Here is a 12,518-nt window from a genome sequence, read left to right on the forward strand (position 1 = left end):
CAAGATCCAGTCCTATGACGACGCAGGCGCTATCGCCCTGGCTGAGGTTGTTGAGCGCTGCCGAGCGCTTCGACCGCGGGCCGTATTTCATTGCCATTCGGCGTGGGCTGGCGCTCTCTTTGCCGCTCATCATGGTGGGCGCGCTGGCGCTGCTCTTGCGCAACCCGCCCACCGCCGGCATGCGCCACGCGCTGCTGACTGTCTTTGGCACGCGGCTGGACGTCTTTTGCGACAGTGTGTTGGCCGGAACAATCGGCATCGGCGCGCTGGTCGCGCTCTTTGGGTTTGCCGAAGTGCTGGCGAAGCTGCACAACCAGCGCGCGGGGCATCGTGTGGTCAACCCGACCGTGGCGGCGGTGGTGGTGGTGTCGTGCTTCTTCACGCTCATTACGCCGGATGCGGATGCATCTTTGATGGCATCGGCATCGGCATCGGCATCGGCATCGCTCTCGCTGGGGCGCGGGCTGTTTGGCGCTTTGCTGGTTGCGTCGCTGGGCGGCAGCCTGTTTCTGAAGCTGTGCGGCATCCGCCGTTTACGCATTCCGTCTCACCACCTGAGCAACGATCTTCTGGTGGGCGATGTGCTGTCGGTCATGCCGGCCGGCATGCTGACGATCCTGACGTTTGCGCTGCTCAAGATCGTCGTGGACTGGGCGGGCGGGCCGCAGCTCATGGCGGCATTCGATGCGCTGCTGGCGGTGCCGCATTCGGAAGTCTCCAACAGCCTGCTGTTTGGTCTGGGCTACGAAACCGCGGCGCAGGTGCTCTGGCTGTTCGGCATCCACGGGCCGAATGCGCTGTACGCCGTCCACCAACACATCCTGGAGCCCGCAACGCAGGCCAATGCGGCGGCGGTTGCCAACGGTGGCCAGCCGCAGTTCATCTTTACGTACCACTTCTTCGCGGTGTTCGCGCGCATGGGCGGCTCGGGCGGCACGCTCAGCCTGATCCTGGCGCTGCTGATGTCCAGGCGCACGCTGCGTGGGCGCAAGATGGCGCTCGTCGTCATGTTGCCGGCGCTGTTCAACGTGAACGAGCCATTGCTGTTCGGGCTGCCGCTGGTGCTGAACCCCGTCTATGCGATTCCGTTCCTGCTCACGCCGCTGGTGCAGATTCTGATCGCCTACGCGGCCACCGTTGCTGACCTGATGCCCAAGACCGGCTACAGCGTGGCGTGGACCACGCCGGCGTTGTTCAGCGGCTACGCGGCCACCGGCTCGGTATCAGGCGCGGTGGTGCAGCTCATTGGCTTGGTGGTGGGCGCGGCAATCTACCTGCCGTTTGTGCGCATGGCGGATGTCTTGTCCGCACGGCGCAGTCAGGACGTACTGGCTTCTCTGCTGCAGATTGCCGAGTCGCCCGAGGTAAGCCTCAAGGGCCGGCGGTGTTTGGACCTGCCCGGCGACGAGGGCCGCATGGCGGTGGCGCTGGCCAGCGACCTGGAAGGCGCCATCAAGAAAGAAGGCCAGATCTTTCTGGAGTTTCAGCCGCAGGTGGATTGCACAACCGGGCGCGTGTTCGGTGCAGAGGCGCTGCTGCGCTGGCAGCATCCGGTGCTGGGGCGCGTGGCGCCGCCCATTGTCGTGGCGCTGGCCGATGACATTGACCAGATCGATCAACTGGGCCTACGCATCCTGTCGCTGGCGTGTCAGCAGCGCGCTGCGTGGCGCGATGTCTTGCCGGACGATTTCGTGGTCGCCGTCAATCTGTCGCCACGGCAGCTGCTGGACTATGCGTTCCATCGGAACGTGATCGACATCCTGCACCGCGAAGGGTTGTCACCAACGCAGCTTGAATTCGAGATCACCGAAACCACGATGCTGCTGCCGGACATCAACGCCATCGGCAACCTGAAACAGTTGCGGGAGGCTGGCGTGAAAGTCGCGCTCGATGATTTCGGGATGGGCCATACGTCGCTGCACTACCTGCGCGAGCTGCCGCTGGACACCGTGAAGATCGATCGTTCTCTGGCCGACGTGAGCGCGGGCAGCATCAATGAACACATCGTGCGCAGCATCGCGAGCCTGAGCCGGACGCTGAACCTGTCGACGGTGGTGGAAGGCGTGGAAACCGAACAGCAGCTCAAGCGCCTGTCGGCCCTGGGGTGCGACCGTTTTCAGGGGTATTTCTTCAGCCGCCCGCTGGCGCCGAGCGTGTGCCAGCAGTTTGTGCTGGATGCCAACCTGCGGCCGTTGGCATACGCGCTTTGAAGGCGGGCGCGCTGGCTTACCGGTACTTGCCTACAAAGTTTTCGCAGCGACGGACGCGGTCAACCTTCGCGGCCCATCGGTACAAGCCTTCCACCAGGCTCTTGCTGACTGTGACCGGTTGACCATTGATCTGCCCCAGCACTTCCGATTGATTCGGGTAGGGCTTCTCAAACAGCAGCTTCATCTCGCTGCCGCCTCCAAGCGCCAGGTAGGCGGCCTCGCGAGGCTCGAACTGTAGGACGAACGAGTTGCTGCGCACGCTGGTGCGCTCGATGAATTCCGCAAAGTTGGCGATGAGCGCGGCGTCTTCGGTGCTGTATTCGCAGCCGGCGTCTTTCAGTTGCGCTTCGTCCACGGCCTTGAGCGATGCCATGGCGGGGTCCATCAAATACAACGTGATCGCACGCGCCTTGCGTATCCGGGCGCTCAGGCCTTCGGCTTCCCAATAGCTTTGTTCGACCTTGACGAGGGGCTCCGCCCTTGGGGCGGGCACGGGGTTGGGCGCCTCCGCTTGCGGGGCTTCCGGCATGGGCGCTTCCGCTTGAGGTGTGGCTGCTTGAAGGACTTCCGTCTGGAGCGCTTCGCTTTGCGGCGCGTCTGTCAGGGGCGCTTCCATTGAGATTTGTCCGAAGGCCGCTTGGCCCATGCTGCAAGCGCAGGCCAAGACCAGAGAGATGATCTTTTTCGACAACTCCTACCCCTTTGAAACGTACGTTGTTGTGTTGTGAATACCAACCCGGCGATATGACGGAACAGGCCGGCGATGCCTATTGCGACGAGCGCGGTGCCGGCCATCGCCGCATTGCACCGGGCGTTTCGGGCATCTGCTGCAGTGGTGTTTTCGTCAACACGTAATGGTGATGCCGCCCGCTGCGGTCTGCAATGTCGAAGAGATAGCTGCCTTCCGGAACCACCATCGTCGCGAACGACGGTGGCATGGTGCCGGAGTTCACCGGGTCTGGGTTGGCTTGCCGCATCAGAGAGAAGAAGTTGACCTCGCCCGTCAACGCATCGCACTGCATGGCGGTGTAGCGTTGGTTTTCGACATACCACCCTCGGCAGTCGGAGCCGGCCAGCGTTATTGCGCCGGTGGTCGGGCCCATCATCTGCAGGCTGAGCTGGTCTGAGCCGTCTTGCTTGCTGACGAAGGCTTGCGTATAGCCGTGGCCATCGTCGTTGCGGCTGTCTGTGATGGTGTAGCGGCCGGCCAGTTCATTGGCGGCCCGCTGCAGCGCGAGCTTCTGCTGTTCGGGCGTGCGGGGGTCTTGATAGCTGACGCACCCAGCGAGAGGCGCGATGGCGCAGAGCGTTGCGATGGCGCGAGCGAGCATGGTCGTGGCGGGTTTCTTGGCGAACGGATTTTACGCCGGACTTGGAACACCAAATGCGAGGTTCCGAGGCCTAAAACAGCGAGGCCGGGCCGCGCTTTACCCCCGCAAATCACACGTCATGCCAGTGGTGGAAGGTCGCCGCTTGCCCGTGGTACACGCCGTCGCTGTCGATCAGGTTCCACACGGTGCCGCCCTCAATCCAGAATCGTCTTCCGGAGCGCGAGATGCGCACGCCCCGATAACCGGTGGCGAACCCGCGTGTGCGTACCGATTCGAGCAATTGCGCGCGTTCTTCGCGGTTTGGTTGCTCTGCTGAAAAACGCGACCGCAACGCCGTGATGCCGTTCCAATCGTATTCAAAGCAGCGCTGCGCGGCCCGGTTCGCGTAGATGAAGCACGGGTCGGCGTCGGTGTTGTGTGCCAGCAGGCAGAAGGGCGCGTCTTCGTAAAGCCATCGGGCCGCGTCGGTGCGGGTGGCGGCGTTGTCGAACAGCGGCACGCCGACAAGCCGCTGGTGGCTCTCGGCAAGGAGGTTGAAGAACTGCGGGTCCAGGCTCAGGGATACCGTCATCGCGTTGTTTCGGTTGTCTTCAAGAAGGGCGGCTCGGGATTCTAGCAACCGCGCGCTACAGCGTCCGACCCAGGAACAGCGTGCCCGGCACCGGGTTGAACGTGATCTGCGGTGCGGGCGTAAAGCCCAGCGACAGGTAGAGCTGCTGCGCGGCTTTGAACTCGGGCAGTACGTCCAGACACATGCGGGCATAGCCGGCGGCCTTGGCGTCTTGCAGCAGGCGCTCGACAAGGCGGCGGCCGAGCTGCTCGCCGCGTGCAGCGGGGCGGACGTAGACGCGCTTCATCTCGCACGTGGTTGCATCCACCTCACGAAACGCGGCGCAACCGACCACGGCATCGGCTTTCCAGGCCAGCAGCAATTGCCCGCGCGGCGCGGCGTAATTGCCGGGCAGGGCAGCAAACTCGGCTTCGTAGTCCTGGAAATCCAGGCTGACGCTGGGGCTTGCCACGTATTCACGAAAGATGGCCTGCACGGCGGCCATGTCGGCAGGAAACTGCGCGGGGCGGATCTCGATCATCGGGTTCACGTCCTTCTGGTGATGGGCAGGCAGAAACAAAAAACCCGCCTCGGGAGGCGGGTTCGGCTGGCTTGGCGCCACACACTACCGTCCCGTTGGCGGGGCGGTGCGAATCATCTGCAGGGTGGTGGCGGGCGCGCGTTGCATGGCGCCATGTTGCCACCGGTGTGCGTTGGGGCACAAGTTGCGCATGGCTTAACCGACCAGGTGGCCGTTGCTGCCAATCATCGTCACGTCCACGTAGTCGAGCCCGGCGTGGTTGCTGCGGTCGTAATGAACACGCACGCCGCCAAAGTCACGTGTGCCAAAGCCTTCCAGCGCCTGGATGAAGCCGTCGCGCGTGGGGTTGCTGCCGCAGGCCTTCAGGCCCTCCACGATGACGCGGGCGGTGAGGAAGCCCTCCACCGCTTCGTAGGTCTGGTTGCTGTGGTCGCCAAACTTGTCGTTGGCCTCGCGAAACGCGCGCACCAGCGGCTGGGTCCGCGCGTTGGGGCCCGGCATGACCTGCGTGACAGCCACGCCATGGGCCAGCGTGCCGGCCTTCTCGAACACGGTCTTGGGCGTGGTGACGGACAGAATCCACGGCTGCGGCAACGGCACGGGGCCGTGCTTGGCCTGATAGCGCATCAGCATGTCTGCCACCGAGGTGGGCGAGGTGAACAGCAGCGTTGTCTGCGGGTTGGCGGCGGCAATCTTGTCGACCACCATGTCGATGTCGTCGCCCTTGGCGTTGTGCGGGATGAGCGCGACGATCTGCGCGCCAAACTTGTTGGCTGCAGCCTTGGCGGCGTCGGCATTGCCGGAGCCAAAGGGGTTGTCCTGGTAGACCACGGCCACGCGCTTGAGCCCGATGGTGGTGGCGTGCTGGACCATCTTCGTGACTTCGTCGGCGTAGCTGGCGCGCGTGTGGAACAGTGGTGCGCTCGCTTTGCGGGCGGCGGTGGCGCCGGTCATGGCGCCCACCATCGGCAGGCGGTATTGCTCCAGCAGCGGCAACGCGGCGATGGTGTTACCGGTGCCGCCCATGCATACCAGCCCGAACACGCCTTCCTGCACCAGCGTCTTGACGTTGGCCACGGCCTTGTCTGGCAGGTAGTTGTCTTCCAGCCGCTTGACGACCAGCTTGCGTCCGGCCACGCCGCCCTGGGCATTGACCTGTTCGAAGCCGGCCAGCAGGCCATTGGTGTAGTTCTTGTACAACCCGCCCCATACGCTGTCGAACCCAACCGTCTGCCCAAAGACGATCTTGTCTGCGAACACGCCGGCTTCCGCCGCGCGTGCCATGGGCGACAGCATCATTGCGCCGCCCAGTGCTACCGAACTCCGTACGAATTGCCTCCGGTGCATACCTGTCTCCGCCCCTTGTTTTATTGGTGGTGTGGCAGGAGTGTCGAAAAGGTGAGCGCCGACCGAAATGGCGGATAACCCTGAGGTGAGAATTGTTGAGATACCGGATGCGCGGGCTGCAGGCCGTGGTGTCGTGCGCTAATGGGCTGCGACGACGGGGCAGCCGCATGGGAGGACGAACGCAGCATCGTTGTTCCCGGCCAACTCGAAGTACACGCTGCCGGGGGGCAGCAGATCGATGATGCGGAACGCGCCTCTGGCGTTGAAGATGATGGCGTGAGACACCAGCGACACCATCACCGACCCATCTGCATGGCGCGCATTGGTGGGGTCGGACAGGGCTGGTAACGTCCAGCCGCTCAAGCCGGCGCGCACCATGGCCGCGAGGATGTCGGCATGGGCGTCTTCGGCACAGGCCGGTGGAGGGTCAATCTTGCTGAGTTCTTTGCGCAAGCGGTGCAGGCGCTGCCGCGTTTCCAGCGTCCGCAAGGCTTTGACCCGGGTTGGCGCGGCGGGCTGGCGTGCAGCGGTGGATTTAGGCAACTGCGTGAGCCCGGGACTGGGCGCCCGGGGTGCGCAGGCGGGTTGTTGCGCAACGCGCGTCAGCGGCCCGGCGTGGTGGCCGTCAGACGGGTTGTCATGCCGTGGCGGGATACCGTTCGCGCTGCTGATCTTCGACATCGAGGGTGGTTTGCACTGATTGGAGGCCAGAGGTTGACGGTCATGCACGTGGTGTTGCGCATGACCGTCGGGCCCCGCACGGCCGCTTGTAGCGACCTGCCGAGAGGGCGGCATCTTAGGCAACTGCTGCGGTTGCGTCACCCCTCAGCCGCGTGTTACGGCGGTGTGTATTCGCCAATGAGGACAGCTTTTCGGGGGCGAGCACAAATCGGATGGGCCTTCGACTGAGCCAAGAAAACCCGCCTTTCCTCGTCTCGTCAGTCAGTACCCTCATCGTGGGCTGAGCGTCGTGGCCGCTATGCGTCTGAGCCACGCATCCAATGTCGCACTCGTCGCTATGCCGCAACATCCACGCACGGTTGAACATCGCCACCCACACTTCGCTCCACACCAAACCGTTTCCCGCACGGCCAAAGCCCATCCCCGCTACGATCCTCCCGTATCCAGTTGCGGCCCTAGCCGCCAAAACAGGAGGGCACTCCGTGCCGCACACCGACACGCCCCCATCCAGCCACGCCACCGATCTGGCCCTGCTCTTCACGCTGTCGACCTTGTGGGGCGCGTCTTATACCTTCATCCGGATCGGCGTGGAGACCATTCCGCCGCTCACCTTCATTGCCGCCAGAACGTTGATCGCGGCGGCGTTGCTGTTGCTGTGGATGCGCAGTCGCAACGTCCGCATGCCGCGCGACAGGCGAGTATGGATGCGCTTTGGCGTGCAGGCATTGCTCAACAGCGTTGTGCCCTTCACGCTCATCGCGTGGGCCGAGCGCTCGGTGGGGGCGAGTCTGGCGACCATCCTGAATTCGACGTCGCCCGTGATGGTGTTTGTGGCGACGGTGCTCATCACGCGGCACGAGCCGGTGTCGTTGCGCAAGCTGATCGGCGTGGTTGCCGGGTTTGTCGGCACGTGTCTGGTGGTTGGTCCGAGCGCGCTCGATGGGCTGGGTGGGCAGCTTGTTCCGCAACTGGCCATCGTGGCGGCCACGGCGTGCTATGCAGGTGCGGCCATCTACGGCCGGTCTTTCAAGGGGCTGCATCCTGCGGCGCCGGCTACCGGCTCGTTGCTGGTGGGGGCGTTGGTGCTCACGCCCGCGAGCCTGCTTGTTGATCACCCTTGGGCGCTTGAGCCTTCTGCGCGTTCGTTGATGGCGTTGGTGGCGCTGGCGGGGCTCTCCACGGCGCTGGCCTTTGCCATCTACTTCCGGCTCATCCAGACGCTGGGTGCGATCGGTACCACCGCGCAGGCCTATCTGCGTGTGCCGATTGGCGTGGCGATCGGCGTGGTGTTGCTGGGGGAATCGTTGCCCTCTTCGGCGTGGATCGGGCTTGCGTGTGTGGTGGCGGGGGTGGCGGCGATGTCGATGCCGGGCCGGGCCACGCAAGTGCGGCGGGCGTAGCGCGGCGCAACCGCATCACCGCGTCACCGCATCAACCTTCGCGATCCCCCACATTGCTCGCGGCCAGCCGCTTGAGTTCGGCCCGCGCCGCAGCCAGCCGGGAATGCAGCACCGTGTTCTCGATCAACAACAGCAGCAGTACAAAGCTTGCCCCCAGCAACCCGAACACGCGGCCGGCATAGAAGCCGAGGTCATACCGCCCGCCGTTGAATACGGTGCTGAGCGCGACATCGCAGATCCACACGCACAGCACGACCATCAGCCAGATGTCGAGCGTCAGGTGCGGGCGGCTGCGCCAGAGCACGACCAGCGCGACCATGCAAAAGCACCATGTGCTGCCGGCCACGAACCCCATGACGGGCGTGTAGCGGTTGGCCGCCATGATGGTGGGCAGCAGGTGTTCGCCGGCGGTGGCCAGTGCCACGCACGCGGCCGCTGCGCCCAGCACGGCCGCCACGGTGCCCAGTGCCGTTTGCCGCGTCAGCGTGTGGGCGGGGAAGCGGTCAGGCTCGCGCTCTTCCTGGGCCTTGAGCACGGCGTAAGCGATGACAAACAACGGAAAGCCCGCGTGCCAGAACATGTAGATCCAGGCGGTGCTCTGCGGCCCGGCGCCCAGCAGGCCGCCGGATGCGAACAGGCCCGGAAATGACAGCAGATGCCCCACCGCCGTGGCGGCCGTGAAGAGGTAGCCGCTGGCGAGCGCCAGCATTGCGCGCGACCGTGTGATGGCGAATTGCCCGAAGAGCAGCGCCGCGGTAATCAGGTCATTGAGGATGAGGGCCGACTCGTAAATCGGCACGAACGACGGAAGTTGCGCCAACTGCACCTTGGCGAACGGCACGGCCGACATCAGCACCACGAGCGACAGCAAGGCCACCGCTTGCGCCATCCAATACGTCCGGCGTCCCGGAGAGAGGCTCAACAACAGGCCTCGCTGCATGTCCAGCGTTTCCGATATCACGTTGGCCCCCTTGCGGTGACTGTGTCACTCGTTCGCTTGTGCTTCTGGTGTGATTTGCGGTGCGACCGCGATCCGATTGTGCTGCCGGCGGCGGCTTGCGGTGGTGCGCCCCGCGCATCTTGGTGGGGCTGGCGACCGACGTCTTATAGACGCGTGATAGTCAGCCGCCCGCCCAATGTCAAAGCGGCGAAGGGGTAGGCCGTTCAGGTCTGGCGCCGTAGCTGCTTCCACAGCTTGGCGAGGATGCGCTGGAGCGCGGCGCATTCGGTTTCGTCCAGGCAGGCGACGAGCGCTTCGCAGGTGTCCCAGAACGTGGGCAGGGCCTGGGCGAGCAGGGCTCGGCCCGCATCAGTCAGGGTGAGGGAAAAGCTGCGCCGGTCTTCTGTGCTCAGTGCACGCTGCAGCAGGCCGCGCTTCTCCAGCCAATCCAGCACGCCCGTGACGGTTGAGCGCGTGATGCCGAAGTAGTCCGCCATGGCCGACGGCGTGACTTCCTTGCTGTCGATCAGCCCCCGCTCGGCCAGGCCAAAAAACATCAGCACATCAAGCTTGTTTTCCGACAGGCCCAGCGCGGCCAGGGAGGCATCAACACGCGGGCCGATGTCGTCGGACAGCCACAGCAACAGCATGCCAATCCCGGCGCGGCCCTGATGGGTGCCGCGCCGCGCAGTCTTCTTCATCAGGGCGAGGTGCGGCTGCATAGCGAGCGCAAGGTCCTGGTCGATGTCGTCTTCGCGGGAGGCGGTGCGATCGGATGCGGCGTTGCGTTGCTTCATGACGAAAGGCCTGGGCAGGCGATATGGACCGTGTGTGAAGACGGATTATACGCATCACATAAAATACGGTTTACAGATAGTACGGTTTACGTACTATACTGCGGCCAGTCGGCATCGGATGCCCGGATGCCGCACTTGATCAACGCGGGGCCGCCTGGCCGCGCACAACGCTTAAGGAAGACGCTATGTCAGTCAAAGTCGTGGGGCTGCATCACGTAGGTTTTCGGGTGCCGCAGGGGCAAGCCGATGCCACCCTGGAGTTCTATCGCGACGTGCTGTCGCTGCCGCTCGATGCCACACGCTGGAAGATCCGGGGCATTTATGGGTCGTGGATCGACCTGCCCAATGGCACGCAGGTCCACATCCTCGGCTGCGACGGGGTGTCGGATTACGCCCGCGCGCCGGATGAAGACCCGGTGTCGAACCACCTGGCGCTGGCCGTGGAGGATGTGCTGGCCGCAGAGCAGGCCCTGATTGCGCGTGGCGTGCGCTACTTCTCGCTCGACAACGTAGCTTCGCCCGGGCTGAAGCAACTGTTCCTGCGGGACCCGGCGGGCAACATGGTCGAGCTACATCAGGCCAGCGCGCGCCGGCCCGGCGTGGCGGCTGACAGCCAGCACGCAGCTACTGGCAACGCCTGAGTGCGGCGCGCGCGCGGCAGAGATAGACTGGTGCCCACCCGGGCACCAGCCTGCAAAGGAGTGCGCATGCAACCTCACCCCACCACCAATGCCGCCACCGAGGCACTCGTCTTGCGTGACGACCACGAGGGCGTCGTTACCCTGCGGCTGAATCGGCCCCTGCAGTTCAACGCGTTGTCAGAAGCCATGCTCGATGCGCTGCAGCGCGCATTGGACGACATTGCGCTAGATGCGACGGTGCGCTGCGTGGTGCTCGGCGCCGAGGGCAAGGCGTTCTGCGCCGGACACGATTTGCGCGAAATGCGCGGTACGCCCGACCTTGCGTACTACCAGGCTTTGTTTGCGCGGTGCAGCGTGGTGATGCAGGCGATTCAGGCGCTGCCCGTGCCTGTCATCGCGCGCGTGCATGGCGTGGCAACAGCGGCCGGCTGCCAATTGGTCGGCAGTTGCGACCTGGCCATCGCTTCAGACACCGCGCGATTTGCGGTGTCAGGTATCAATGTCGGCCTGTTCTGCTCGACGCCTGCGGTGGCACTATCGCGCAACGTGCTTGCGAAGCGCGCGTTCGACATGCTGGTAACGGGCCGCTTTATCGATGCGGCTACGGCCGCGGACTGGGGCCTCATCAACGAGGCCGTACCCGCGGAGGAACTGGATGCCGCCGTGGCTCGCAAGGTGGCGGACATCGTCTCGAAGAGCCCCGTCGCCATCCGCTATGGCAAGGCGATGTTCTATCGGCAACGGCAGATGCCGCTTTCCGATGCTTATGCTTACGCGGGCGATGTCATGGCCCGCAACATGATGGAAGAAGACGCCGGCGAGGGCATCGACGCCTTCCTGGAAAAGCGCCCCGCCCGCTGGCGTTCATAAGCGCCGTCGGGGCGCGACTTCTCACGCAGCCTCATCACGCAGGCTTCTGCGGCTTGCGGTCTGCCAGCAGCTTCTGGATGGCGGCTTCCGTCTCGGCGTAGCGGCCTTCGCCAAAGTGCTGATAGACGATGCGCCCGTCGGTATCGATCAGGTACAGCGCTGGCCAGAACTGGTTGTGGAAGGCAGACCACGTTGCGTAGCTGTTGTCCTGCGCGACCGGGTAGCGCACGTCCAGGCGCTTGAGTGCTTCCTGCACGTTGGCGGTTGATTTCTCAAACGCGTATTCCGGCGTGTGCACGCCCACCACGACCAGGCCCTGATCCTTGTACTTGTCGTACCACTGCTTCACGTGCGGCAGCGTGTTGAGGCAGTTGATGCACGAGTACGTCCAGAAATCCACCAGCACGACCTTGCCGCGCAGGTCCTTCATCGACAGCGGCTGCGAGTTCAACCACTGGTTGATGCCGGTGAATTCGGGAGCCGTCGCGCCGGTTGCTGCGGTCTGGCTGAAGGCGGGCACGCCAGTCCCGACAAAGTAGACGGCGCCAATGGCGAGTGCCGCAAGCGCGGCGCGGAAGGTGGTGCGCATGATGTGCAATCCCTGAAAGGTTGAAGGGGAAGGCCAGCCAGCCAGTGCCGGCGGGCCATGCGGTGTGTCAGACCACGTTCAGCTCGACGTGGATATTGCCGCGCGTGGCCTTCGAATACGGGCAGATCTGGTGGGCGGCCTGCACCACGGCTTGCGCAACTTCGTGGTCCAGGCCGGGCAGGCTCACATTCAGGCGTGCTTGCAGGAAGAACGCATCGTCGGTGGTGCCCAGGTCCACTTCGGTATTCAAGGACAGATCGGCCGGCAGCTTGATCTTCATCTGGCTGGCCGCACGGCCCATTGCGCCGATAAAGCAGGCCGACCACCCTGCAGCAAACAGTTGCTCGGGGTTCGTGCCGCGGCCGTTGCTGCCGGGGGGCGACAGCTTCAGGCTCAGGCGGTCGTCATCGCTGTGTGCCTGGCCATCGCGGCCGCCGGTGACGTTGACCTTGGCGGTGTACAGAACGTTTTCGATGCGGGTCATGGTGATCTCCTTTTGATGAAGGGGGAAGACTGAGGGTTGGATTTGCGTCCCGGCGCCAGCGGCTTGGTGTGCGCTTGTTGCCGGGGCCACGAGACGTATTAAAGAGGGCCGACGTATCCCTGAAGTAGCGTGGAAGG

General features: G+C 64.3%; 14 protein-coding genes. 4 read left to right on the forward strand and 10 right to left on the reverse strand.

The window, feature by feature from the left end; translation table 11 throughout:
• Window positions 1-14: 14 nt before the first annotated feature.
• The gene (locus ACEN9T_RS07035; RefSeq protein ID WP_413705909.1) at window positions 15-2,210 is read left to right on the forward strand and encodes a PTS sugar transporter subunit IIC/EAL domain-containing protein; all 2,196 of its coding nucleotides are present in this window, start codon (window positions 15-17) and stop codon (window positions 2,208-2,210) included.
• 16 nt (window positions 2,211-2,226) lie between these two features.
• On the opposite strand, the gene ACEN9T_RS07040 is transcribed toward ACEN9T_RS07035, so the two are convergent.
• From ACEN9T_RS07040 to ACEN9T_RS07065, 6 genes are all read right to left on the reverse strand, one after another.
• Window positions 2,227-2,826 (reverse strand): hypothetical protein, encoded by a 600-nt coding sequence (locus tag ACEN9T_RS07040; RefSeq protein ID WP_413705910.1) that lies wholly within the window; start codon window positions 2,824-2,826, stop codon window positions 2,227-2,229.
• A 151-nt stretch (window positions 2,827-2,977) separates the two neighbouring features.
• Complete coding sequence (locus ACEN9T_RS07045; protein ID WP_413705911.1) at window positions 2,978-3,541, reverse strand: hypothetical protein; 564 nt, start codon at window positions 3,539-3,541, stop codon at window positions 2,978-2,980.
• Window positions 3,542-3,650: 109 nt separating this feature from the next.
• Complete coding sequence (locus tag ACEN9T_RS07050; protein ID WP_092974801.1) at window positions 3,651-4,112, reverse strand: MEKHLA domain-containing protein; 462 nt, start codon at window positions 4,110-4,112, stop codon at window positions 3,651-3,653.
• 55 nt (window positions 4,113-4,167) lie between these two features.
• On the reverse strand, window positions 4,168-4,632 hold the full coding sequence (locus tag ACEN9T_RS07055) for a GNAT family N-acetyltransferase (protein ID WP_092975082.1): 465 nt from the start codon (window positions 4,630-4,632) through the stop codon (window positions 4,168-4,170).
• Window positions 4,633-4,827: 195 nt separating this feature from the next.
• Window positions 4,828-5,979: an ABC transporter substrate-binding protein gene (locus ACEN9T_RS07060; RefSeq protein ID WP_413705912.1), complete on the reverse strand. Its 1,152-nt coding sequence runs from the start codon at window positions 5,977-5,979 to the stop codon at window positions 4,828-4,830.
• A 138-nt stretch (window positions 5,980-6,117) separates the two neighbouring features.
• On the reverse strand, window positions 6,118-6,660 hold the full coding sequence (locus ACEN9T_RS07065) for a hypothetical protein (RefSeq protein WP_092974807.1): 543 nt from the start codon (window positions 6,658-6,660) through the stop codon (window positions 6,118-6,120).
• Window positions 6,661-7,142: 482 nt separating this feature from the next.
• Between ACEN9T_RS07065 and ACEN9T_RS07070 the strand changes: the two genes are divergently transcribed.
• Window positions 7,143-8,060 carry a DMT family transporter gene (locus tag ACEN9T_RS07070; protein ID WP_413705913.1) on the forward strand — a complete coding sequence of 306 codons (918 nt, stop codon included), beginning with the start codon at window positions 7,143-7,145 and terminating at the stop codon, window positions 8,058-8,060.
• Between the two features lie 31 nt (window positions 8,061-8,091).
• Here the strand turns inward: ACEN9T_RS07070 and ACEN9T_RS07075 are convergent, their stop codons facing one another.
• Window positions 8,092-9,000: an MASE4 domain-containing protein gene (locus tag ACEN9T_RS07075; protein WP_413705914.1), complete on the reverse strand. Its 909-nt coding sequence runs from the start codon at window positions 8,998-9,000 to the stop codon at window positions 8,092-8,094.
• A gap of 224 nt (window positions 9,001-9,224) precedes the next feature.
• Window positions 9,225-9,722: a MarR family winged helix-turn-helix transcriptional regulator gene (locus ACEN9T_RS07080; RefSeq protein WP_368073446.1), complete on the reverse strand. Its 498-nt coding sequence runs from the start codon at window positions 9,720-9,722 to the stop codon at window positions 9,225-9,227.
• A gap of 260 nt (window positions 9,723-9,982) precedes the next feature.
• Between ACEN9T_RS07080 and ACEN9T_RS07085 the strand changes: the two genes are divergently transcribed.
• Together ACEN9T_RS07085 and ACEN9T_RS07090 are read left to right on the forward strand one after the other, a co-directional pair.
• A complete protein-coding gene (locus tag ACEN9T_RS07085; RefSeq protein ID WP_092974817.1) occupies window positions 9,983-10,438 on the forward strand; it encodes a VOC family protein in 456 nt (151 codons plus the stop codon).
• A 66-nt stretch (window positions 10,439-10,504) separates the two neighbouring features.
• A complete protein-coding gene (locus ACEN9T_RS07090) occupies window positions 10,505-11,308 on the forward strand; it encodes an enoyl-CoA hydratase (RefSeq protein ID WP_092974820.1) in 804 nt (267 codons plus the stop codon).
• 34 nt (window positions 11,309-11,342) lie between these two features.
• Here the strand turns inward: ACEN9T_RS07090 and ACEN9T_RS07095 are convergent, their stop codons facing one another.
• Together ACEN9T_RS07095 and ACEN9T_RS07100 are read right to left on the reverse strand one after the other, a co-directional pair.
• Window positions 11,343-11,897 carry a thioredoxin family protein gene (locus tag ACEN9T_RS07095; RefSeq protein WP_092974823.1) on the reverse strand — a complete coding sequence of 185 codons (555 nt, stop codon included), beginning with the start codon at window positions 11,895-11,897 and terminating at the stop codon, window positions 11,343-11,345.
• Between the two features lie 67 nt (window positions 11,898-11,964).
• On the reverse strand, window positions 11,965-12,381 hold the full coding sequence (locus tag ACEN9T_RS07100) for an organic hydroperoxide resistance protein (RefSeq protein WP_092974826.1): 417 nt from the start codon (window positions 12,379-12,381) through the stop codon (window positions 11,965-11,967).
• Window positions 12,382-12,518 lie beyond the last annotated feature (137 nt).

Origin of the sequence: Ralstonia sp. Ralssp110, from assembly GCF_047325135.1 — a bacterium.
GTDB lineage: Bacteria > Pseudomonadota > Gammaproteobacteria > Burkholderiales > Burkholderiaceae > Ralstonia > Ralstonia mojiangensis.